The organism is Zobellia roscoffensis (assembly GCF_015330165.1).
Classification (GTDB): domain Bacteria; phylum Bacteroidota; class Bacteroidia; order Flavobacteriales; family Flavobacteriaceae; genus Zobellia; species Zobellia roscoffensis.
Genome location: NZ_JADDXT010000002.1, coordinates 2,074,987 through 2,099,420, shown reverse-complemented (window position 1 = coordinate 2,099,420; position 24,434 = coordinate 2,074,987). Strand labels below are relative to the sequence as shown.

The 24,434-nt window shown below is 38.0% G+C and carries 20 protein-coding genes and 1 tRNA gene; 11 read left to right on the top strand and 10 right to left on the bottom strand.

Annotated features, from left to right (window positions below):
* Positions 1-495 (top strand): peptide-methionine (S)-S-oxide reductase, encoded by a 495-nt coding sequence (locus IWC72_RS08810; RefSeq protein WP_194529518.1) that lies wholly within the window; start codon positions 1-3, stop codon positions 493-495.
* Positions 496-548: 53 nt separating this feature from the next.
* On the opposite strand, the gene IWC72_RS08805 is transcribed toward IWC72_RS08810, so the two are convergent.
* Positions 549-2,693: a carboxy terminal-processing peptidase gene (locus IWC72_RS08805; RefSeq protein ID WP_194529517.1), complete on the bottom strand. Its 2,145-nt coding sequence runs from the start codon at positions 2,691-2,693 to the stop codon at positions 549-551.
* Between the two features lie 190 nt (positions 2,694-2,883).
* Between IWC72_RS08805 and surE the strand changes: the two genes are divergently transcribed.
* The 5 genes from surE to IWC72_RS08780 all read left to right on the top strand — a co-directional run bounded on the left by surE (position 2,884) and on the right by IWC72_RS08780 (position 7,845).
* Complete coding sequence (gene surE / locus IWC72_RS08800; RefSeq protein WP_194529516.1) at positions 2,884-3,660, top strand: 5'/3'-nucleotidase SurE; 777 nt, start codon at positions 2,884-2,886, stop codon at positions 3,658-3,660.
* A gap of 67 nt (positions 3,661-3,727) precedes the next feature.
* Complete coding sequence (locus IWC72_RS08795; RefSeq protein ID WP_194525841.1) at positions 3,728-4,012, top strand: hypothetical protein; 285 nt, start codon at positions 3,728-3,730, stop codon at positions 4,010-4,012.
* A 90-nt stretch (positions 4,013-4,102) separates the two neighbouring features.
* Complete coding sequence (lpxB, locus tag IWC72_RS08790; RefSeq protein WP_194529515.1) at positions 4,103-5,215, top strand: lipid-A-disaccharide synthase; 1,113 nt, start codon at positions 4,103-4,105, stop codon at positions 5,213-5,215.
* A 2-nt stretch (positions 5,216-5,217) separates the two neighbouring features.
* The gene (locus IWC72_RS08785) at positions 5,218-5,817 is read left to right on the top strand and encodes a C40 family peptidase (RefSeq protein ID WP_394370096.1); all 600 of its coding nucleotides are present in this window, start codon (positions 5,218-5,220) and stop codon (positions 5,815-5,817) included.
* Positions 5,818-7,845: a ComEC/Rec2 family competence protein gene (locus tag IWC72_RS08780; protein ID WP_194529514.1), complete on the top strand. Its 2,028-nt coding sequence runs from the start codon at positions 5,818-5,820 to the stop codon at positions 7,843-7,845.
* On the opposite strand, the gene IWC72_RS08775 is transcribed toward IWC72_RS08780, so the two are convergent.
* Together IWC72_RS08775 and IWC72_RS08770 are read right to left on the bottom strand one after the other, a co-directional pair.
* Positions 7,842-9,236, bottom strand: a complete 1,395-nt coding sequence (locus IWC72_RS08775) for a peptide MFS transporter (protein ID WP_194529513.1) — start codon at positions 9,234-9,236, stop codon at positions 7,842-7,844. The genes IWC72_RS08780 and IWC72_RS08775 overlap by 4 nt on opposite strands.
* A gap of 131 nt (positions 9,237-9,367) precedes the next feature.
* Positions 9,368-11,545, bottom strand: a complete 2,178-nt coding sequence (locus IWC72_RS08770) for a S9 family peptidase (protein WP_194529512.1) — start codon at positions 11,543-11,545, stop codon at positions 9,368-9,370.
* A gap of 103 nt (positions 11,546-11,648) precedes the next feature.
* Between IWC72_RS08770 and IWC72_RS08765 the strand changes: the two genes are divergently transcribed.
* Both IWC72_RS08765 and IWC72_RS08760 read left to right on the top strand, forming a co-directional pair.
* Positions 11,649-13,022 (top strand): hydroxymethylglutaryl-CoA reductase, degradative, encoded by a 1,374-nt coding sequence (locus IWC72_RS08765; protein ID WP_194531122.1) that lies wholly within the window; start codon positions 11,649-11,651, stop codon positions 13,020-13,022.
* Positions 13,019-13,933 carry a GYDIA family GHMP kinase gene (locus IWC72_RS08760; protein WP_194529511.1) on the top strand — a complete coding sequence of 305 codons (915 nt, stop codon included), beginning with the start codon at positions 13,019-13,021 and terminating at the stop codon, positions 13,931-13,933. The genes IWC72_RS08765 and IWC72_RS08760 overlap by 4 nt, the downstream gene beginning before the upstream one ends.
* Positions 13,934-13,992: 59 nt before the next feature.
* On the opposite strand, the gene IWC72_RS08755 is transcribed toward IWC72_RS08760, so the two are convergent.
* From IWC72_RS08755 to IWC72_RS08725, 7 genes are all read right to left on the bottom strand, one after another.
* Positions 13,993-16,107, bottom strand: a complete 2,115-nt coding sequence (locus IWC72_RS08755) for a peptidylprolyl isomerase (protein WP_194529510.1) — start codon at positions 16,105-16,107, stop codon at positions 13,993-13,995.
* A 67-nt stretch (positions 16,108-16,174) separates the two neighbouring features.
* Entirely contained in the window at positions 16,175-17,464 is a 1,290-nt protein-coding gene (locus tag IWC72_RS08750) for a hemolysin family protein (RefSeq protein WP_194525833.1), read from the bottom strand.
* Between the two features lie 2 nt (positions 17,465-17,466).
* Positions 17,467-17,670 carry a hypothetical protein gene (locus IWC72_RS08745; RefSeq protein ID WP_194525832.1) on the bottom strand — a complete coding sequence of 68 codons (204 nt, stop codon included), beginning with the start codon at positions 17,668-17,670 and terminating at the stop codon, positions 17,467-17,469.
* Entirely contained in the window at positions 17,663-18,271 is a 609-nt protein-coding gene (gene lptC, locus IWC72_RS08740) for an LPS export ABC transporter periplasmic protein LptC (protein WP_194525831.1), read from the bottom strand. Before lptC ends, IWC72_RS08745 begins: the two co-directional genes overlap by 8 nt.
* Positions 18,272-18,275: 4 nt before the next feature.
* Positions 18,276-19,649: a tetratricopeptide repeat protein gene (locus IWC72_RS08735; protein WP_194525830.1), complete on the bottom strand. Its 1,374-nt coding sequence runs from the start codon at positions 19,647-19,649 to the stop codon at positions 18,276-18,278.
* Positions 19,650-19,891: 242 nt separating this feature from the next.
* A complete protein-coding gene (locus tag IWC72_RS08730) occupies positions 19,892-21,178 on the bottom strand; it encodes a hypothetical protein (RefSeq protein WP_194529509.1) in 1,287 nt (428 codons plus the stop codon).
* Entirely contained in the window at positions 21,178-21,906 is a 729-nt protein-coding gene (locus IWC72_RS08725; RefSeq protein ID WP_194525828.1) for a type III pantothenate kinase, read from the bottom strand. The genes IWC72_RS08730 and IWC72_RS08725 overlap by 1 nt, the downstream gene beginning before the upstream one ends.
* Positions 21,907-22,008: 102 nt before the next feature.
* Here IWC72_RS08725 and IWC72_RS08720 point away from each other — a divergent pair.
* The 3 genes from IWC72_RS08720 (at position 22,009) to IWC72_RS08710 (ending at position 24,412) form a co-directional block, all read left to right on the top strand.
* Positions 22,009-22,081: transfer RNA gene (locus IWC72_RS08720), tRNA-Phe, on the top strand.
* Positions 22,082-22,145: 64 nt separating this feature from the next.
* Positions 22,146-23,120 (top strand): phosphotransferase, encoded by a 975-nt coding sequence (locus IWC72_RS08715; protein WP_194529508.1) that lies wholly within the window; start codon positions 22,146-22,148, stop codon positions 23,118-23,120.
* Positions 23,117-24,412, top strand: coding sequence for an ADP-ribosylglycohydrolase family protein (locus tag IWC72_RS08710; protein ID WP_194529507.1), 1,296 nt, complete (start codon positions 23,117-23,119; stop codon positions 24,410-24,412). Before IWC72_RS08715 ends, IWC72_RS08710 begins: the two co-directional genes overlap by 4 nt.
* Positions 24,413-24,434 lie beyond the last annotated feature (22 nt).

Below are 24,434 nucleotides of genomic sequence, written 5' to 3'. Positions count from 1 at the left end.
ATGGTGTTGCACAAAATAGCTTTAGGAGGTGGTTGTCACTGGTGTACAGAAGCCGTTTTTCAATCCTTAAAAGGTGTAAACAAAGTTGAACAAGGTTTTGTTGCTTCATCTGGAAACAATAGTTCCTTCTCCGAAGCTGTCATAGTCCATTTCACCCCTACTACCATCAGCTTAAAAACTATAATAGAAATTCATCTTCACACCCACAAAAGTGTGTCTAACCATAGTATGCGCAGCAAATATCGTTCTGCAATCTATACATTTTCAACAGAACAAGAAACTGAGACTAGTATAATCCTGAATACATTAGAAACCTGTTTTGATAATAAATTGATTACCACGGTACTCCCTTTCGTTGCTTTCAAACCTTCTGAAATACAGTTCAAAAATTACTATTATAGCAACCCTGAAAAGCCATTTTGCCAAAGTTACATTCACCCTAAGCTACAATTATTGCTTTCTAGGTTTGGCGAACACACAAAAGAAAATCTGTAAATAAAAAAGCCCTGACACATTAGTATCAGGGCTTCTCAATAAAAAATTATCTTTTATCCTTTAACAGCGGCCAATTTACCGTGTTCAATTTTATTGTTCTTTAAATCTTCAAGCACGTTTACAGCTTCTTCTACATAGACATCTTTAGCCAAGGCCTTGTGCCATCTGTCACGCTTTTCACGTAATACAGAATCTTTAGTAAACAACTGCTCTTCATACTTCAATGACCCAAAAGATAGTTTAGAATCATAATCACCTATCACTTTAAAGTAATCAGATTTTTTCTTGTGTTCTTTTTCATCTGCTCGATACGCATCATAGTTTAACGAAATTTCCATTTCATCACTTTCCGACTTTAACCATTTAGCATTTTCCTCAATCAGTTTTATTTGCGGATTGTTAGCCATTCTCTTTGTACTATTAGCTACCGTCTGCTCATAATCAATATAACCATCCCATGGCTTATAATCTGCTGGAGATATTTTATCCCATTTTAAAGGGTTTGCTTGATCTCTTTCACCTAAATCAATATAGCTATACTTGTCTGGAACGACTACATCACTTTTAACTCCTTCTAATTGAGTAGACCCACCGTTAATACGATAGAACTTCTGGGTAGTTAATTTAATAGCACCTAAATCTCCATGGTCATTGCTTCTTACAATGTTATCCAAAGGAATTACGTTCTGCACGGTTCCTTTTCCGAAAGTTTGCTTGCTACCAATAACAATAGCTCTCTTGTAATCTTGCATTGCAGCTGCCAAAATTTCAGAAGCAGAAGCAGATAACTCATTAACCAAGATTACTAATGGGCCATCCCATTGAATGCGCTCATCTTTATCATCATAAACATCCTTACCTTTTCCAGAAGAACGAACTTGAACTATTGGTCCGTCTTTAATAAAAAGACCTGCCATTTCAACAACAGTCTTTAAAGACCCACCACCATTGTCTCTCAAATCTATAATAAGACCTTCGGCGCCTTCTTCTTTCAATCGCTCTACTTCTTTAGCCACATCAGTAGCTGCATTTCTTTCCGTATAATCATCAAAATCAACATAAAACTTAGGCAAATCAATAATACCAAACTTCTCATCACTCTTGATTATACTTGCCGATTTTGCAAAAGACTCTTCAAGCTCTACAACATCTCTAGTTAGCTCTACAATATCTAAAGATCCATCTATTTTACGAACTGTAAGCTCTACAATAGTAGCTTTAGGGCCTTTTATCAATTTAATAGCATCGTCTAAACGCATGCCTACAATATTAATTGGCTCTTCACCTTCTTGACCTACTTTAAGAATAAGGTCTCCCACTTCCAAACGAGCATCTCTCCATACTGGTCCTCCAGAAATAATATCTACAATTTTAGCACCCTCTGGTTTCTTTTGCAATCGCGCTCCGATACCTTCAAACTTACCTGACATACTTGTGTCAAACTTATCTTTTTCATCAGGCGCGAAATAATAGGTGTGAGGGTCAAATTCATCTACAATCGTATTAATATATTGTACAAACCAATCTTTACGCTCTAAATCATTTACGAAATCGAAAAACTCATCTAAGGTCTTCTGCGTAGATACCCTAGCCGATTTTTCTGCCTCTTTAGGTGTCATTGGCTTCGACTTTTCAGACCCTTCTTTTCCTTCAAATACATCACCTCTTTCAACACCTTTCATTTTAGAATCATATGTTCCTAAAGTGGCATATTTAAGCTGTTGCCTCCAACGCTCTTTCAAGTCTTTCCTTGAAGCTGCGAAAGTCATTTTCTCATAATCTACATTGATGCTCTCTTTTTTACTGTAATCAAAAGGTTTTTCCAGAACCTCTTTATACAATACTTTAGCTTCTTCCATACGTTGTACGAGCCTATCATACACCAAGTTGAAAAAAGAAATATCTGTACTTTTTATTTGATCGTCCAATTGAAACTTATATTGCTCAAATTCCTGAACATCCTCTTCCAAGAAATATCTCTTTGTAGGATCCAGAACATCAATAAAATCCTCAAAAACACTTACCGAAAAATCATCATCGATATTTTTAGGCTCATAGTGTCCCTTTTCAAGCACATAAGTAATTAAATCTAACAGTAATTTGTCTTTGTCATCGGTCTCAAAAGACTTATTGGTAAAGCTGCATGAAGCAACTGATATTAACATTACCAAAAGAGAATAGGCAAGATTCCTTTTCATATATTTTTTTTTCGAAATTTTAAAATAGCCAATCTTGGGGAAGATTGTGATTTTCACACTTAAAAGTAATGAATTCCCTAAGATACTGAAAAAACTATGCCACCTTTAGAGCTGATACACTAATTTTTTGTTAAACGAACTTAGGTCGTTGTGTTCTGTAAACGTATTTTTGCCGTATAAAGTATTCGGTATGAAAAAACCTTTAATCTTAGTCACAAACGATGACGGAATTACAGCCCCAGGCATTCGTGCACTAATCCGCTACATGAAAGACATAGGAGATGTTGTTGTGGTTGCCCCAGATGGCCCACAATCTGGTCAAGGACACGCTATAACCATAGATAACACCTTGCATGCCAATAAAATTGTGGTAGATGAAAAACAGGGTGCTTTAGAAGAATATAGTTGCAGCGGAACTCCTGCCGATTGTGTAAAAATGGCACTCCAAGAATTATTAAACCGCAAACCAGATATATGTGTAAGCGGCATAAACCACGGCTCCAACTCTTCTATTAACGTTATCTACTCAGGAACGATGAGTGCTGCCATCGAGGCCGGAATTGAAGGTATTCCCGCCATAGGTTTTTCACTTTGTGACTATTCTTGGAATGCTGATTTTGATCAAGCAGGAGAAATTATCAAGAAAATAGTTAGTGAATCATTGGAAAATAGTATCCCAAAAGGAGTGGTATTGAACGTTAATATTCCAAAAGCTCAAAAAGAAAACATAAAAGGCATAAAAATCTGCCGACAAGCACGTGCCAACTGGAAAGAGAAATTTGACAAGCGTACCAGTCCGGCTGGTAAAGATTATTATTGGCTAACAGGTGAATTTGAATTATTGGATAAAGGTGAGGATACGGACGAGTGGGCATTAGCCAACAATTACGTATCTATTGTCCCTACTCAGTTTGACCTTACTGCACATCATGCCATTCAACAATTGAACGGGTGGCAATTTGAATAACCAATAATCGTTTACCATAGAAGTATACCTTTGCACTACCAAAAAACATAGAACAAAGTTGAAAAACATGAACGTTAAAAAAGAACTTGTCATCGGATTCATAGTAGGGATTATAGCCAACACAATTGGCACCTTACTCTACATTCTGTTATTCTCAGAATTTGGCATAGCCGAAACCTTTCAGGCAGCAGTACAACAGGGTCATATTGGCAGTCTTTTAGCCTTAGGTGCCATTCTAAACCTTATTGCTTTTTTCGGCTTTTTAAGAATCAGGAGAGACAACAGAGCAAAAGGTGTCCTCATAGCTACCCTTATAACCGCATTAGCTATTCTTTACTATAAGATTTTCTAAGTCGTAAATTTAACGGGCTGGGGATACGAATTTTTCCAGAACCGAGTTCTCCTTAATTAAAGGGCAGGTATAAAAAGTATTTAATTTATAATGAAGTACTACATCATAGCAGGCGAAGCATCTGGAGACCTACACGGCTCTAACCTCATGAAAGCTCTTATTGCCAAAGACCCTGATGCGGACATTCGCTTTTGGGGTGGAGACCTTATGCAAAAGGCTGGCGGTACTTTGGTAAAGCATTACAAAGAAATGGCCTTTATGGGCTTTTTAGAAGTGCTTATGAATTTAGGTACAATTGCAAAGGCCATTAAATTCTGTAAAGCTGATATTGAAAAGTTTCAACCAGATGTTATCGTTTTTATTGACTATTCCGGTTTTAACCTACGTATTGGCAAATGGGCAAAAGAGAAAGGTTTTAAAACCAACTACTACATATCTCCTCAAATCTGGGCTTCTAGGGAAGGTCGCATTAAAGACATCAAAAGGGATATTGATGCCATGCACGTAATACTTCCATTTGAGAAAGAATTTTACGAAAAGAAACACAATTACCCAGTTAATTTTGTGGGCCACCCGCTTATTGATGCTATTGAAGGCCGAAATTCCGTTGACGAGCAGCAATTCCGAAAAGAAAACAATCTAGACCCTGACAAATTAATTATTGCCTTGTTACCTGGTAGCCGAAAGCAAGAAGTTCAAAAAATGCTGAACCTGATGCTATCCGTCGTTAAAGACTTTACCGCTTATCAGTTCGTAATAGCAGGCGCACCTAGTCTTGACCATGATTTTTATGAGCCGTTTCTTAAAAATCCCAACGTTAATTTTGTAACCAACAAAACGTACGACCTCCTTAGCATATCGCATGCCGCTTTGGTCACGAGTGGTACGGCCACACTTGAAACCGCCATTTTTAAAGTACCGCAAGTAGTTTGTTATAAAGCCAACTGGCTGTCTTACCAAATTGCCAAACGCATTATAACGCTTGAATTCATTTCTCTTGTAAACCTGATTATGAAAAAAGAGGTGGTAAAAGAGCTGATTCAAAATGATTTGACCACCAATAATATCCGAACCGAACTGAACAAAATACTAGAAGGACCTGCTCGCATAGCCCAAATACAGGCTTATAACGAGCTAGAGAAAAAACTAGGCGGTAGAGGCGCCAGCAAGAATGCCGCTACCCTTATCATAGAAAATGTTTAATTTTGGTATATACCCTTGATGTTCAATCAAGAAAAGTAACGATACGCATGCTTCGGAAACTCTTTTTCATATTAACTATAAGCCTAGTTGCCAGTTGTGGCTCCTCTAAAAAGAAAGTCGCCCAAAGTCAGCCGCGTAAGATAAGTGTCGCTGCTAAAACTACGGAAGACCCTAAAAGAGAACGCGTAACGGTCAGAAAATCCAGTACAGTAAAAAACTCAAAAGCGGATGATGTTATTGATTCCGCCTTAAAATTCTCAGGTGTGCGATACAAATTTGGGGGTACTACAAAGAAAGGAATGGACTGCTCGGGCCTTCTGTATGTTGCCTTTGGCGAAAATGACATCAAACTGCCACGCACTTCTTACCATATGGCCGAAGAAGGTAAAAACATTCGTGTGCGCGATGTAGAGAAGGGAGATTTACTATTCTTTAAAACCAGTAAACGGAGTAAACGCATTAATCACGTAGGCATGGTGGTTTCGGTAAAGGGCGATGAAATTAAGTTTGTTCATTCATCATCTTCTCGTGGCGTTATCGTATCTTCTTTGCGAGAAGGGTACTGGAACAGTGCCTTCATAAAAGCCACCCGAATCCTGTAAATGAAATTACTACGCTTCATACCCATCAAACTTACATTAGTTTTGATTCTGGGTATTGTAGCTGGAAATCATCTTAGTCCGAATCTATACTTCCCGCTATTTGCTGCTCTTATTCTGCTTCTATTTTTAGGGGTTTTACGCTTCACGGATAAAAAGAACGAGTCCCCGCTCTTTGGTTATGTTACTATTTTAACCACTTTCTGTATTGGCATTTTAGCCGTATCACTCTCACTTCCCAAAAATAAACCCCATCATTATGTCAATCAGGACTTTTCAGGAAACCATACATGGAGGATACAAGTTTCGGAGGTTTTAAAGTCCTCGTCTTTTTCAAATCGATATATTGGTAACGTCCAAACACTAGACCACAAAAATGCGGAAGGCAAGGTCTTAATCAGTTTTCCTAAAGACACCACGTTCCAAAACCTTCAGGTAGATGATGAATTAGTATTTTTCGCTACTCCTATTGAAGTTAGAGCTCCATTAAATCCACATCAATTTAACTACAAGGCATACTTAAAAGATTTGGGTATATCACACCAATTTAGATTGACCAAAGATGAGTTTATTACGCTACAACATCCTCCCGCTACCATTTATGGCATAGCTGCAAAAGCTCGTGCCCACATCATCGCCCAATTACGCAAAGCCCAGTTTGGCAAAAATGAACTAAGTATTATTCAAGCTTTACTCCTAGGACAACGAAACGATATCTCCGAAGAAACGTATACCGATTATAAGAATGCCGGAGCGGTTCATATTCTTGCTGTGTCCGGACTTCATATTGGCATTCTACTGGTACTACTGCAATTCCTTTTACGCCCCATGGAACGGCTCCCAAGAGGGAAAACTTTAAAACTTTTTTTGGTTGTACTTTTACTCTGGGGCTTCGCCCTCTTGTCCGGATTTTCCGCATCTGTCGTTAGAGCGGTTACCATGTTTTCTTTTGTAGCCTACAGCATGTATTTGAATAGACCTAAGAACACATTTAATATTCTTGCCCTATCCATGTTCTTCATTTTGTTGGTAATAAATCCCAACCTACTTTTCCAAGTGGGTTTTCAAATGAGTTATGCTGCTGTTTTGGCTATTGTTTGGCTCTATCCTCTTTTACAAAAATTATGGTTCCCAAAGAAAAAAATGGTCCGCAAGATATGGCAATTGCTTTCTGTTAGTATCGCAGCGCAGTTAGGTGTGCTTCCTATAAGTCTATTTTATTTCCATCAATTTCCCGGATTATTTTTTATTAGCAATTTACTTATCGTACCAGCATTGGGGCTCATTTTAGGGATGGGTATCTTAGTAATATTGCTAGCAATACTAGATGCTTTACCCAACTTTTTAGTTTTTATCTATAACACCTTAATCGGGTGGATGAATTCTATTATCAGTTGGGTTGCCCAACAGGAAGCTTTTATTTTTAAGAACATCTCTTTTGATGCCGTCCAAATGGTGATTGCTTACGGTATTCTATTTCTGTTGATAATTCTACTGTCCCAACCTAACTTTAAAAAGGTAATTGCACTTACCATTGCAATTATCAGCTTTCAACTATGGGGTTTGTATATGGAGTATCAAACTTCTGAAAAAGATGTATTACTGCTGGCGCATCAAACCAAAAATACCGTATTCATACATCAAAACGGGAGGCACTTAACAGCCTTCACAAATGATTCTATTCGTATAAAAAACATCGTTCAGGATTATAGTATTGCCGAACGAATATTGAACACATCTCACTCTATATCAAAAAACAGCTATATCTGGAAGGACAAGTCGGTTTTAGTAATTGACAGCCTTGGAGTTGTTCCAACTACCGAAACGCCGGTAGAATATCTTATTCTCACCCAATCCCCCAAGCTGAATCTTGAAAGAGCTATTTCTACTTTAAAACCAAAATATATCATTGCTGATGGCAGCAATTATACTTCTTATATCAATAGGTGGAAACGAACCTGTATAAAAAGAAAACTCCCTTTTCACGCTACAGGCGAAAAGGGAGCTTATTATTTTGAACATTCTAATTAAGCATGTCCTTCGATATTAAAATCTTCTTGGACCTCATTTGAGATTTTAGTTTCACCATCTTCTGCTCCGTGAGCTAGTCGCTTCAAAGGTTTCAGCATTACTATTACCAGAATCCCTATTGCCGACCAAATAACTGCGATTCCCGTAAATATCTCAAATTCCCCTAAAGATTGAGAAGCCTGGCCTATTAAACCTGCGACCTTGTTACCAAGGCCTGTTGCCGCCCAATAGAGCCCCATGATGATAGAGGCATATTTAAGCGGAGCTAATTTAGTAATGTAAGATAAAGAAACCGGAGACGCACAAAGCTCTCCAATGGTATGTAATAAATAAGCAAAAATAAGCCAGTACATTGCAGATGAACCATTAGCCTCATATTGCATAGATGCCGCACTCATAAAACCAAATCCAAGGGCCATAATCACCATTCCCACGGCAATCTTAAAGATTGAAGAAGATTCTTTTCCTGCTTTTCGCCATCTCAACCAAAAGCCTCCCACTACGGTAGCCAGGGTAATGATAAAGAATGAGTTGACCGACTGAAAAACCGAAGCTGGAATTTCAAAAAGACCGAAGAAATTACGATCTGTCTTTTGCATTGCATACAGATTCATTAATCCACCGGCCTGTTCAAAAGCCGCCCAAAACAAAATAATCAGAAGAAATGAAATCAGTAGAACCTTAATTCTATCCTTCTCTATACTTGTAAGTGGCTTATCTAAAATCTCGCGATCAGCTTCGTTCTTTCTACTAATAAGATTACCAACATGCGTTAGATACTTCTGTCCCCAAACATATACCGCTTGGCCCAAAAACATACCAATAGCAGCAAGACCAAAACCATAGTGCCAATTGATTTGCTCTCCAACATAACCGCATAAGATAGGTGCCAAAAAGCCTCCAATATTAATACCCATGTAGAAAATATAAAAACCTAAATCTCGTCTTTCATCTTTTGGCTTGTACAAACCACCCACCATAGAAGAAATATTAGGTTTAAGACACCCTACCCCCAATATTATAAAGAGACATCCCACATAAAAAGAAGTCTCGGAATTCATGGCCAATATGGCATGACCGATACATAAAAGAGCACCACCGAGCATTACGGTTTTCTTTTGCCCCAAGAATCTATCCGCAATCCACCCTCCGGGAATTGAGGAAACGTAAACCAACATGGTGTACCAGCCATAAAGCGCCAAAGCATCATCATTACTCCAACCAAAACCGGCGTTGCTTGATGTAGTTTCCGCCACTAAAAACAGCGTAAATAATGCCCGCATTCCGTAGTACGAAAACCGCTCCCACATTTCTGTAAAAAACAGAATATATAAACCTACCGGATGCCCAAACAGCTCTTTTTCATGCGGTGCTTTTTCTACTAATGCCATATACTATGTTATTTGTTTAAATTGATTTGTATCATAATTAGTTCAAGAACCGATTAAATTACTCTTTTTAAACGGTTATTACATTCTTGGTCACAAGAACCTCAGACACTAATTATCGTTGGTTTTGGATTTTAATTCTTTAGGTCCAACAGGTTCTCCTCTAAGAAGTCCGTCATCTTATTGAAGAGGTGTACTCTTGTGTTACCGCCATAGATACCGTGATTCTTATCAGGATAAATCGCCCAATCAAATTGCTTATTAGCTTGCACCAATGCTTCCACCATTCTCATGGAATTCTGCACGTGTACGTTATCATCTCCGGAACCGTGTACCAACAAATAATTACCCTTTAACATTTCTGGGTAGTTCAATGGTGAATTTTCATCATACCCTCCGGGGTTCTCCTCAGGAGTACGCAAGAAACGTTCGGTGTAGATTGTATCATAAAAACGCCATGTAGTTACGGGAGCAACGGCAATAGCAGTTTCAAAAACATCGTTTCCTTTTAAAATACTGTTCGTAGACATATGCCCACCGAAGCTCCAGCCCCAAATTCCGGTTCTGTTCTCATCAATAAAAGGCAGTTTACTTAATTCTTTAGCTGCTGCAATCTGGTCTTCGGTTTCGTATTTTACCAAGTTTAAGTAAGTCGATTTTTTAAAATCAGCTCCTTTAAAACCTGTTCCCCTGCCATCAACACAGGCAACCACATACCCTTGCGACACCAATTGCTGATGCCATAAATCTCTAGCATCTATCCAACGATTGACCACACTTTGAGAACCTGGTCCGCTATATTGGTACATTAACAACGGGTATTTTTTTGCTGAATCAAAGTCTATCGGTTTTACCATGTACATATTAAGTTCATTGCCATTAATGGTTATAGTCGAAAATTCTTTTTCACTGATTTCGTAACCCTTCAATTTTTCAACAAGCGAATTGTTATTTTTAATCTCCTTTACCTTTTTTCCGGTAAGCGCCTTATGAAGCATATAAACCGGTGGCCTAGAAGCATTGGAATAGGTATGGATGAAATATGTAAAATCGGCACTGAAATCTGCAGCATTAAAACCTGCTTCGGCCACTAGCGCTTTTTTCTTCTTTCCGTTACTCTCAATACTGTACACCCCTCTGTTAATGGAACCGTTTTCCGTAGATTGGTAATACACCTTGTCCTCATTTTGGTCGTAACCGTAGTATTGCGTTACTTCCCATGAACCTTTGGTAATTTGATTTACAAGATTCCCATCTTGATCATGAAGATATATATGGTTATAACCATCTTTTTCACTGGTCCAAATAAAACTATCATCGGCTAAAAACGTAAGGTTGTCCGTAATATCTATATACGCTTTGTCTTTCTCCTCAAGAAGCACTTTAGCCGTGTTGCCCTTTGCATCTACAGCATATAATTTTAAATCGTTTTGATGTCTATTCAGGGTCTGAACACTTAAATAATTTGGGTTGTTCATCCATTTAATACGCGGAATATAATACGCATCATTCAAATCAACCGAAGCCGTACTACCAGCTTTTACATCGTACAAATGCAAGCTGACTTTGGCATTTGCTTCTCCTGCTTTTGGGTATTTGAACGTTTCTTGGGCTGGATATAAATCCGTTCCAAAAATATCCATTGAAAATTCAGGAACATCTGTTTCATCAAAACGCAAGAAGGCAATTTTAGTTCCATTGGTGTTCCAATCAAAAGCTCTAACGAATGCAAATTCCTCTTCGTAGACCCAGTCTGTTACGCCATTAATAATTTTATTCTTTTCACCATCCGTAGTAAACTGCTTTGTGTCTCCTGAAGTCAAATCAAAAAGATACAAGTTATTTTTCGCTACATACGCTACTTTTGACCCATCTGGCGCCAGTTTAGGTTCTTGAATCTTCGTGTCCGAAACCTTAGTCAGTTTCTTCGTCTTTAAATCATAGACATAAAAAATACCGAGCGTAGAGTGTCTAAAAATCGGCTCTAGTTCGGTAGCTAATAAAATTTGAGATTCGTCATCACTAAACTGATACGAACTAAAACTCTCAATTTCTTGTAAATCTACGGAACTGACTATAGTTCCTGCTTTTTCTTGTGTTGCGTAATCAAACTTATCTATAGTGGTAGACCCGTCTGCTCCTCTGTTTAAAATAGTATATTGTTTTCCATTTTTCATGGATCTTAGAGCGTCCAGTCTTTCAATTGAGAACTCACCACCATACACTGCCTCCACAGTAACTTGTTTCTTTTGTGCATAAGAAAACGCCATAAAGACGAACACAAAAGAGACACTCAAAATAATTTTTCGCATAGAATGTTATAAAAAAGATTAAAACGCCCAAGTTTAGTGATAATTTTACAAAAAAATAAACTTTAAATCATAAAAATCCCTTGTTTTATGGAGGTTTATCGCAATCTTAGGTCTAAACCTTTATCATTATCTTTACAGACCGAAATCAAACGCTATGATCAAGCCCATTGAGGGATACTCAAAACTAAGCAAAGAACAAAAAATAGATTGGCTAACCAACAATTACACGTCCGATCCAGAAGCGGCAAAAGCGCTTTTAAAAAGGTACTGGAACACTGCTAAAGATGTACAGCAGCTGCATGATGAATTTATAGAGAACACCGTTACCAATTACTATCTACCTCTGGGCATTGCCCCCAATTTTCTAATCAATGAAAGGCTTTACGCCATACCCATGGCCATAGAAGAAAGTTCTGTTGTGGCCGCGGCAAGTAAGGCTGCTAAATTTTGGTTGGACAAAGGAGGCTTTAAAACCGAAATTTTAGGAACCGAAAAAATTGGGCAAGTACATTTTATGTACCGTGGCAATAAAGACCATCTATCCGCCTTTTTTGAAAAAGTGAAGCCCAAACTTCTTTCCGATACTTCCTCCATTACCAAAAACATGGAAAAACGAGGTGGTGGTATCAATTCCATTGAATTACGGGACAAAACCAATGCCTTGGACAATTACTACCAATTGCATTGCACTTTTGAGACCCTAGATGCCATGGGCGCGAACTTCATTAATTCTTGTTTGGAACAATTCGCTAAAACTTTTAAAGTTGAAGCACAGTCGTACTCTCTTTTTACAGAGGAAGAAAAGGCAATAGAAATTGTAATGAGCATTCTGTCCAACTATGTGCCAAATTGCCTGGTACGAGCAGAAGTTAGCTGTCCCGTAACGAAGCTTAAAGAAGGCAACACAGAAGCCTCCAAAGAATTTGCAGAAAAAATGGTACAGGCGGTAAACATCGCTAAAGTAGAACCTCATAGGGCGGTTACACACAATAAGGGTATTATGAACGGTGTAGACGCTGTTGTTTTGGCCACAGGGAACGATTTTAGAGCTGTAGAAGCTGGTATTCACGCCTATGCCGCAAAGGATGGATCGTATTCCAGCCTTACCCATGCCACTATTGAAAATGGTGTTTTTAAATTCTGGATAGAGCTTCCTATGGCATTAGGCACTATAGGCGGACTCACGAGTCTTCATCCGCTTGTAAAATTAGCTATGGAGATATTAGGAAACCCTTCCGCGAAAGAATTGATGCAGTTGGTTGCCGTTGCCGGGTTAGCTCAAAATTTTGCCGCTGTACGCTCTTTAGTTACAACAGGTATTCAAGAAGGACACATGAAAATGCACCTTTTGAATATTCTAAACCAATTAGGAGCAACGGAAGATGAAAAAAACACATTGACCCACCATTTTAAAAAGCATTCCGCTACGCACAGCGCAATAGTAGATGCCTTTGAAAAGCTTAGGCGTACCAAATGACAAAAGAGTTTTACAGTAACGGAAAACTTCTTCTTACGGGAGAATACGCCATATTAGACGGTGCTTTAGGTCTTGCCGTGCCCACAACCTACGGTCAAACTTTAAAAATCACAACCACTTCGGACAAAAATCTTAACTGGAAAAGTCTTGACGACCAAGGGGAAACTTGGTTCAGCACCACTGTAGAAATACAAAAAGTATTAGAGGATAAAAAAGAGACTTCAGGAGAATCCGTAGACACTATACTTTTCAATCTACTCAGAGAAGCAAAAAAATTGAATCCTAATTTTCTTTCTGGCGATGAAGGGTTTGAAGTAGAAACAAAACTAGATTTCCCTAAAGATTGGGGTCTAGGTTCCTCTTCAACTCTCATAAACAATATTGCCCAATGGGCAAACATAGATGCTTTTCAACTTTTATGGAATGCTTTTTCTGGCAGTGGATATGACATTGCATGTGCCCAAAACAATATGCCTATATTTTACCAGGTGAAAGGAAGAATACCAACCGTCCATCCTGTTGATTTCAATCCTAAATTTAAAGAAAATCTCTTTTTTATCCACCTTGATAAAAAACAGAACAGCCGTGAAGGTATTGCTCAATACCGAAAAATGGAATTCGATTCTGAAAGACTAATAGAAAGCATTACGAGAATTACGGAAGAAATCTCAAAAAGCGAAGACCTGCAAACCTTTCAAACCTTAATGGAACGCCACGAGGCCCTATTAGCCCATATATTACAAACTAAAACCGTAAAGCAACAACTTTTTCCGGATTATAGCGGAACCCTAAAAAGCTTAGGTGCTTGGGGCGGAGATTTTATTTTAGCCACAGGAAACAAAGATACCCCTGAGTATTTTTCTAAAAAGGGCTACACAACTATTATACCTTATTCAAAAATGGTTAAATAAGCAAAGGGCCTTTCATTTTGAAAGGCCCTTTGCTTATTTATATCCTGAAAAGCTATTTCTTAATAGAAAGAAGCCCTTTTATCTTGAATTTCAGAAGCGTCTTTTAATGCATCGTAAACTGCCGTATTAACTCGTGCTTCACGAGAAGTCTTTACAGACGTTGCATACATGCTATAGTTATCTAGCCTAGGTGCTTCCGTTTTCTTGGTAACCGTCAACTTATACACACCTGTATTACCTTCAATAAGATCAGAAGTAGCACCATCTTTCATTGCAAAAGCTGTTCCTACCACAACAGGTTCAGAACCGGCTCCTGGAATTGTTGGAGACTTCACTGTTAATGCAGATGCAGTAGATGCGCTTACATTATTGTCCTTAGCCAAATCATCTATTGATTTACCTTTATTAGCTGCGATAATCTGCGCTGCCTTACGTTCTTTCCTAAGTTTAGGAAGAACCAGTGCAGAAGCATCCTCAACGGACATAAGACCCTCTTTATAGGTTTTAGTCACTTGCGCTACTGCATAACCACCAGTTAAATCAAAACGCTTGATATCTCCCACATTTGTCTCTTCCTGAAAAGCCCACTGTACTATACTCCTTTGAGCGGATAGACCTGGTAGGTTTTCATCTGTAGCTTTTATTTTGTTGACAGGACGAACCAAATACTCATTTTCTTTAGCTAAATCCGAAAAAGCCTTATCCGACTCAATAGACTCCATTTCAAACTTGGTAGCATCCGTAAACAATTTATTGGTAGTTTCTTCTGAAGGCTCTATTTCACGGGCTAAAGTAGCTACTTGAACTATATCTTCCTTGTCATCAATTTTGATAATGTGAAAACCAAAGTCGGTTTCAACCATACCTACCGTACCCACTTTGTTATCAAATGCAAAGTCGTTAAAAGCAGGCACCATTCTACCTTCTTGGAAATACCCCAAATCACCTCCGTTGGGTGCAGAAGGACCGTCAGAATTATCACGTGCCAACTCTACGAACTTGGCATCTTTCTTCTTTGCTTCTCTCAGCAAACGTTTTGCTTCCGCTTCAGCTTCTTCCTTTGTTCTTGTTACTTCTGGGTTTGCACGTTGCGCCCCTTCATAAGCGATAAGAATATGGCTAGCCTTTACAGAACCGTTTGGCTTTCTGTTTACCATTTTGGAAACCTTAAAGAAATCTCCATCTCTATATGGGCCGAACACATCACCTACTTGCAACGTCATTAACGTATCTGCAAATTTAGCGGACAATTGCTTTTTAGATTTGTAAATAGTATCAAACTTAACGTCTGAGTTACGGTCTAAGAATGCCATCATATCCGCAGTCGTTTTAAAACCGGCAATGGTATCATTCTTATCCGTCTGAGAATTATACTCAACCGCATCATCCATCAACTTAGTAATGGCATCTTTTACAGCAGTCTCATCTGCAGCGGAAGGTTTTTCTTGAAAGTATACAAATTGAATATCTCTAGCCGGTTCTTGCTTAAAATCTTCTTTATGATTGTTGATGTAGGTCTGAATCTCACTTTTTGAAACTGAAATACTACTGTCAGGTATAGAAGAAAAAGGGATACGTACGTACCTGATATCAATTTTATCGTTTGCCAGTTTGTAATCTAGCTCACCTTCTTTTAATGTAGCCCCAACACCCGCTTTAATTAAATTAAAATAGGTTTGCTGTTTGGCACTTTGAATAATAGCCTGCTCATCCTGCAACCAAAGGTTGTATTGTTCCGGGCTATTCATTTTAAGTTCTGCGATAAAATTTCTGAACTTGTTTTGATCGAACACACCACTTTCATTTTGAAACTGTGGGCTCTGAGCATAAGAAGGAATAGTACCTATGTAATTCAAAATCTGGTCTTGCTCAATGTCAACTCCTAAATCCTGAAATTGCTGTCCTAAAACCGCATTTCGAACTTCTTGGTCGTATACTTGGTTCACCGTTTGCATGGTAGATGCACTGGCAGAATTTCTAGATGCGATATCTACTTTTTGACGAAACGCATCTATGGAAATTTCCTCTCCATTAATTTCAGCTATACTAGAGCCTACTTTACCGTTAACATCTCCGCTAGTAAAAACTCCGGAAATTACAAATGCGAAAAGGGCCAAGCCTATAATTAGTATTAGAACGGTTGTCCGTTTTCTTATATTCTCTAAAATTGCCATTAATTAGTTTTTTTTGATCAGTTTGCGAAATTACCATTTTTCCTCCAATTTATAAAGGATTGAAAAACTATTCTTTATCAAGGATTTGTAAGAAGACCAAATCTATTTTAGTATTGGAGACTTCAATTATTTTAAACAGGAAATTTTCTACCTGTATTTCTGAATTTTGTTCAGGAATTTCGCCTGTTTCATTTACAATTAACCCCCCAAGTGTCTCATACTCTTCACTTTTAGGAAGCTCCAACTTATATACCTCGTTCAAATAATCAACCTCTAACCTAGCAGATAGTTTATACGTATTATCCTCTAATTGCTCCTCTATTAAATCTGTACTATCATGCTCATCTTCAATCTCTCCAAAGAGTTCCTCCACAATATCTTCTACGGTCATGATACCGGAAGTACCTCCATACTCGTCTAAAACGACAGCAATACTCTTTCGTTTTTTGATTAAAACATTAAGAATATCCTGAATTAACATGGTTTCGGGAACAAACTCCACCGGCAAAAGAATACTTTTTATAGTCTTAGGCTTTTTAAAAAGTTCGTACGAATGCACATAACCAATAATATTATCAATGGTATCTTCATAGACTAGTATTTTAGAATACCCTGTATCCGTAAAGAGTTTTGCTAAGTTTTTTGGGGTCTCTAAAAGTTCTACGGCCATGATTTCTGTACGTGGCACCATAACTTCACGCGCTTTGACGGCTGCGAACTCTAATGCATTCTGAAAAATCTGAATCTCAGAATCTACCTCATCTTCCTCTTCTACGGTTTCCATTTGTTCCGTAATATAATCTCCAAGCTCTATCTTACTGAACGCTAATTGCACTTCATCTCCATCCGTTTTAAAGAAAGCTTTTAAAATTGCATCTGACACCCAAATAACAAAGTCCGAAATTACAGAAAAAAGAATATAAAACAGATACGCCGGTACAGCCAAAAATTTTAGTAATGTATTGGAGTAAATCTGAAAAAGAACTTTTGGCAAAAACTCAGCCGTAAAAAGAATTACCAATGTAGATATTACCGTTTGAGTCAACAAACTAAAGTCGCCCAGCACCAGATTCAGAAACTCATTATTGGTAGGAACAATGCCTTGAAACCACGTCATTAAAAGATCTCCCATAAAAAGACCGTAAATAACCAAAGCAATATTATTACCTATAAGCATAGTGGCAATAAACTTAGAAGGTCTTTTGGTAAGGCGCGTTAACACCTTAGCCAAAAGACCTTCTTGCTTTTTTTCTATTTCAATATGTATTTTATTGGCGGAAATAAAAGCTATCTCCATCCCAGAAAAAAATGCTGAGAACAGCAGGGACAAAACAATAATTAAAACGGCAGTTTCCACAACTATTGTTGGTTATCTTGTTTACGCTGTTCAAATTTCTTCCTATAATTTCTTCTAAAAAAGAACATTCCAATAGAAACTGCAGCAAAGAAAATAAACAGGTAGGTTGATTGTCTATCCGTACCCCAATCCGTAAAAATTCTATACAAGGAAAAAAAGGCAACTGCCAAGTATAAATATTCTGTATATCTTAATATTTTAATCATCTGATTCTTCTTTTATAGTCATAAGACCATATGTTTTTTGAGCATGAAAGAAACTTAAATCCCTATTAAAATCCATTCCCTCACCATCCATTATGGTTCCGTCTTCAGGATTCGTGAATTTAAACGTTTCTTGAGTGAAGATCCAATTATCATCTTGGTCCCAAAACAATTGGGGGGTCTCCAATTTTTTCCCGTCGTGACTCTCAATAACTACATTACCCTGTAAATCTATCACATTTGTAGCAGAATAAATAATACCATAATCTGCTTTAATGATACTCTTCTCCCCTCCTTCATTAAAATAATGAACTAACAAACCGTCCGGAAAAATTCTATGGGGAAATTCTAAATTGTTAAAATCCTCGTTCAAAGGACTTGTTAGTACCGCTATGACCCTAGTTGAGGTAGAATCTTCGCTTTCTAGCATTTCTCTAGCCTCTGTATAAGTTGCTGTGAAATTTTCAGCAATACCCATAGGATAAATTAAAGGCACTTTTTCTTGACCAGACCTCTCATAGTTGTCTTGACAAGACAAAAAAAGTATTGCCATGGAAAACACCATGGCAATACTTTTAAGATTATATCGGTAAGATGAAATCATCTTTCTATAAGTTCGGTACTTTTATGCTACCACCAACCCAGCAGTTAAAAGTTACTGTTTTACCAGCCATACCTGAGTTGAAAATATCCGTTTTAGAAGGCGCTTTTGCTGCGTAACTAGCAGCAGACTGATTTGCCGCACTACTAACAGCAGGATCTACACGACCAGCTTGACGGGCCATATCTGCAGCTTTCCAGTACATAGCTCTTTTTTCAAAAGGCGTACTACCACAATCGTTGGCACTTGTAGCGTAAAGGTTTGCTATTAACAAATAAGCTTTACCATTTGCTTTGTTAGAATTGATAGCCAACTGAGCGTATTTTCTAGCAGTAGACTTACTACCCTTTCTCTTATTGATAACTGCTACTTTGTATGCAATATCAGATTTTTTATATGGATCGGTCTCTAAAGTCATTGCTTTATCAAAATCTGCAAGAGCTCCTTTAGAATCTCCATTCTTCATTTTTAAAGTACCTCCGTAAACATATGCACTAGCAGAAGGATCTAAAGCCAACTGGGCTTCAAATAATTTCTGAAACAAAGGATCATCAGTACATTCTTTGTTAAACATTCTACCTACGGCTCTTTTTACCCATGTAACATCTCCTTTCTTCTCTTCAAAACTTTTTTCGTATAAAGGAATAAGGTTATCACAATCTGCCAAAGCACCAAGCTTAGAATCTACACTACCTGCAATCTTACCATAAGAGGTAGAGTTAGAAGTAGCAATTTTTAAGCTTCTTTTCTCTTTAGAAGTTATAGTACCAGTAGAATCTTTTGGAAGTAATTTTGTAATTACACCCGTTAACGCTTTATTCTCTTCTTCAATTTTATCGTTTACATTATCATAAACATCAAAAACCTCTTGCAAATCTTTTTTCCCCTCTTTGTGCAAGTCTACTAAACTTGAAAAATACAGATATAACGCTTTTGGGTTCTTGAAATGTGCACGGTCTTTTTCAAAAGCAGAACCTAGCATATCATACAACTCAGTATCAGAAGCCATTTTGTTATCATACAAAAACAAAGCTTTATCTATACCAACAACCGCCTCAGAATACTTTTTAGGAAAGTATTTGGCACTGTTGTCATACAAAGCTAACATATCACTTATATAACCGTCTTTTTCCGTACCGGACGATTTTTCAATTTTATCGGCCAATATTTTTTCGCCATAAATAAAATTGGCTCTATTAATATCAGGGCAGTTATCGTAAACCATTTTCCAAGGTGTATATGCCGCCTCATAATTTTTAACTTTTGCATGCTCAACATATATAGATAAGTTGGTCATACATTCTTGATTTTGAGCTTGGGCATTACTTACTCCCATAAACCCTAAAAGCATAATCGCCGTGAAGTAAAGTTTCGTTTTCATTTTGTAGTTTTTACCTGTTTTTTTGAATTTACAAATCGCCAATCAAAATCGTGGTTAGTGCCCAGAGTTGTTATGGCTCATTTTTTTATGTTCTAATTTTTGGAGGGGTAATGTACTAATTTTTTAGCAAGAGGTCTAAGGTAATTTTAGAAAATGTCTTTTTGATGTTTTTTTATGAATTAGTTCGGTCATTTCGTAATTTATCGTTTAAATCCTAACAAAACCTCAAGCATTTCACAATCTTAATTTATCTTTCTTTTCTTAAACCACTGGTCATTTAAAGACAATCCTAGGTTGACTTTAAAGTAACTCTCCTCAATTAAATCTGCTGCGGTAGTCCCTCTTTTTCCGTATTCAAAACCTAAGTTAAGATTAGAGAGGTTGTTACCCAACGGTAGACCCAATCCAAAAGTTATGCCAAAATTGTTTATGTCTTTCTCATTAACATACATTCCAGTCTTCTCCAAACGTAAACCTGCCCTGTAAGTAACCCTTTTAAAATAGCTTCCAAAAGAATTTCTTTCTGGGGTATAAAAACCACCCAATGCCAATGTACTAGCATCTTTATATTCTATATTATCAATTTCTAAAAAATCGTTTGAAAAATCAGTCAGCTTTTGAAAACTGTACTCTACACCCAAAAACCACTGCATGTCCTTCCCATAACCTATACCTAAAGTTGTTGTTGTTGGTATCGTTACACCTGTATCTTCTTTACCTTGCGAAAGCAAATCTACTTCATTTACAAAACGCTCTTGAGTTGGACTCCCTATAAAAGAACCTATTCTCTGTGTATTTCTTGCGGTAAGATTAGCTTGGGTATTAATGCGTAATGAAGTGTGTAATGTATGTGTTTCATCTATTGCAGGCGTATAACTAAGGGCATAATTTAAATCGACACCGTTTATTCTAGAAACCCTCTCGTCTTTAGACCCCAACAGCACACCTTCTGTACTCTGAACTTTAAGGGTTTCTATTCTACCAAAGTTATAATTTAAGGTAACTCCCAAGCTAAGATTCTTGGCAAACTCATAACCTACGGACACGTAAGCCTTGTTCACACCACCTTCACCGGAATACTGATTTATTTCCTGAGAACCTTCAACCCCAACTAAATCTTCAAAATTATAGCCTACAGAAGAATAAGGGATAATACCAAAACCAACCCCAAGACCTTCTTTAACAGTTAGCCCTACAGAAAGATAATCTAGATTGGTAACCGCCGTTGTTTGACTCTCTGTGAAACTTTTTAGACTTGTCTGCTTGTAAGACAGTCCTGCTGTATATGTGGTTATACCAAAATCATCTCGTCCCCGAACACCCAATTTACTATACGCAGCGGGGTTTCTAAGGTTAACGTGAATACTATCGGCATACATACCTATACCTCCCATCATTTGGTTTTCCACGGTAGAACCGCTTCTTAACTCTCCTAAACCGAAATATGAATATGGGGAAACTGAACCATCTTGAGCGTACATACCTGTTGTAAAAAGGCAGATTATCGCAAAACCTATTTTTCTGATCATTAGCGTTTGTTGTATTCCAACAGATAATTTAATCCTACTAGGAGAAATTTGGAGTCCGCAAATATGGTATTTTTTAACCGTTTAGACAAAAATAGCATGTCACCGCCTGTTAAAATAACTGTTAAATCTGCAAAACGAGATTTGTATTGGTCTATTACACCGTCTATTTCCTGACAAATACCATTTACCACTCCACTATGAATACTTGTTTCTGTAGAGTTTCCAATATAATCTACAAACTCTTTGGGTTTCAATAAAGGTAATTTTGAAGTTTGTTCGTGCAACGCCTTGTACCTCATGTGTAAACCAGGCGAAATAGCCCCACCTAAATACTCTCCATAATCATTTACCATGTCATACGTAACACACGTACCGGCATCAATCACCAAACTATTCCCTTTTGGGTTGCGATAAAATGCCGCTGTTGCCAAAGCAATACGATCCACCCCTAAAGTTTGAGGCGTTGCATACGAATTTTTAAAAGGGGTCTTACTTGATGGTGTTAATTCATGAACTTCGCAGAAAACTGTGAGTACCGACATCACTTTTCGGTCCAAATTACCCACCGAAGCTATTATTCCGCGCTTTATTTTAGGATAATGGTCACAAATTTCTTTTAATTCTCGAGCCACATCTTTCACGTCCGAATTCTGCCGAAATATGAGGGTATCTCCCTCAAACACCGCAAGTTTCACACAAGTATTACCAGCATCTATTACTAGGTTCATAGTTGCAAAGATCAAAAAATGTTATCTAACTTTCATCTTTTTTTCAAATTTTGTTTGCATATCGCAAATTTGAAATTATATTTGCACCCCGCAAACGGGTATGGTGCCTTAGCTCAGTTGGTAGAGCAATGGACTGAAAATCCATGTGTCCCTGGTTCGATTCCTGGAGGCACCACAAAAAATCCTTACATCTGTAAGGATTTTTTTGTTTTTAGGCTATATTGCATAAAACTACTGTTTTGACTATAATAGATGCCAACACCTCTCTAGAAGAGCTTCAAAATTATCTACTATCCAAAGAATGGTTAAATCCCGCTGAGAAAATAACGGCCGTAGAGAAGCCTGGCGACGGCAATATGAATGTGGTACTTCGCATCATAACGGACCAGCGCTCTTTTATCTTAAAACAATCTCGCCCCTACGTACAGAAATACCAACAAATCAAAGCACCGGTGAACCGTATTGCGGTGGAAAAACAATTTTATCAGGCAGTTAGAGATAATGCCGTTCATGCCCACGTTCCAAAAATTATTGGGTTTGATGCTTTTGAGAATCTATTACTGCTAGAAGATTTAGGCCATTGTGAAGACATGGTCTATATCTATCACAAACAAGCCATTTCAAATAGGCAATTAGACCGGTTGATTTTTATTTTAGGCCTTATTCACCGTAAAAAAGTTTCGAGCAACTTTCCTGAGAATATGGAAATGCGCAAACTAAACCACCAACATATTTTTGAACTTCCATTTTTAGAGGATAACGGATTTCAATTAGATGACGTGCAACTAGGGCTACAAGAGCTATCTCTACAGTTCAAGAAGGATAAGAAAATAAAAAAAATAGTAAAAAAGGTCGGAAAAAAATATTTAGAACCCGGAAACACCTTATTGCATGGCGATTACTACCCTGGAAGCTGGATGACCGAAGCAGAAAATCTTTACATCATAGACCCTGAATTTGGTTTTGTAGGTTTCCCGGAATTTGACTTAGGCGTTATGGCGGCGCATATCATTATGGCAACCGGAAAAAAAGGCTACATGAAACGTATTCATGCCGCTTACCAAGGTGATGCAGATCTAGAACTTATGTCCCAAATGGCAGGAATAGAAATCATGAGACGCTTAATTGGGCTTGCCCAATTACCCCTAGACCGTACACTAAAAGAAAAAAGCAAGCTCCTAAAAAAAGCTCGTAAACTTATTTTAGCTCCATGAAACGGTTATTAGCCTGCCTTATGATTTTTGCAGCCATGGCATGCAAAGAATCCACGACCTCAATAGATATACCGGCACCAACTAAAACCACGTACACCTCAGACACTTTACATCTTTCTGAAAAGGAATATTATGATAAGGTTTTAGGTGCGCTTGTAGGCTCTGCAATTGGCGATGCCATGGGAGCGTCTACAGAAATGTGGTCTAGAAAAGATATTCAACTTAAATACGGCTACATTACAACACTTACTCCTGCCGTTCGCCAACAATCTCCCGAAGGCACTTGGGGGCACAACCTTATTGCCGGTGCCACTACGGATGACACCCGTTGGAAATACGCCATGGTAAAGTATCTATCCCAGAACAAGGGAGATTTAAACGCTCCTAACTTTGCCAATTTTATAACTGATTATTATGCCTCCCTAACAAAGAGTATAAATGACAATGGCACCATACCCGAAACCGATTTTTTAGATACGCAGATTGAAAAAATAGACTGGATCAAAGAATGGGCGCGTGTAAGTATGGCTTACGAAAAAGATACGGACTCTTATTTAAAAGCGATGAATCGTTTTTACGGCGGTGAAATGTCCTGCGCAGGACAATTATACACGCCTATGTTTGGGCTAATCAGTAATTCTCCCGAAAACGCATATACATTGGCTTATAATCATACTTTGTTCGATATAGGGTACGCTAAGGATATTTCGGCCTTGGTTTCGGCAATGACACATATGGCACTTCGCACTAAAAACATTGACTCTATTATTAACACGGCAACTTTTGTAGACCCTTTGCGTTATCAGGACAGTCGGCTGGTCGGTCGTATTGCTTATGACATGACAGACGCCTCCGTTAAAAAAGTACTTGCACTGAAGCAACTTGTCTTAGCCGATACCTTAACGCCTAAAGACAGCATTACTTTTAAAATCCCTGAAGGGTTTCAAGGGAGCCATAAAGATTGGACGCGTCAAGAAATGGCCTATCAATTTTTAGAAAAAAACGAAAAAGCCATTCCTTTTCACTCTGGGGAAATCTGGCAAATTCTTGTTACCGCACTACAATACGGCGAAGGTGATTTTGAAAAGACCTTGCAATTTATCGTCAACTACGGAAGAGATAATGACACCGTTGCTGCTGTGGCCGGTATGATTCTAGGCGCAAAAGACGGATATTCCAACCTACCCGTAACGCTCCGCACCCAAGCCCTGAAAGTCAACAAAGAAAATATGGGCATTGACCTTGAAGCCCTGGCTCGTGAAATGGTTGCAAAAAAGCATATGGAATTTTAAAACTCTTAGTTTTGACTTAACA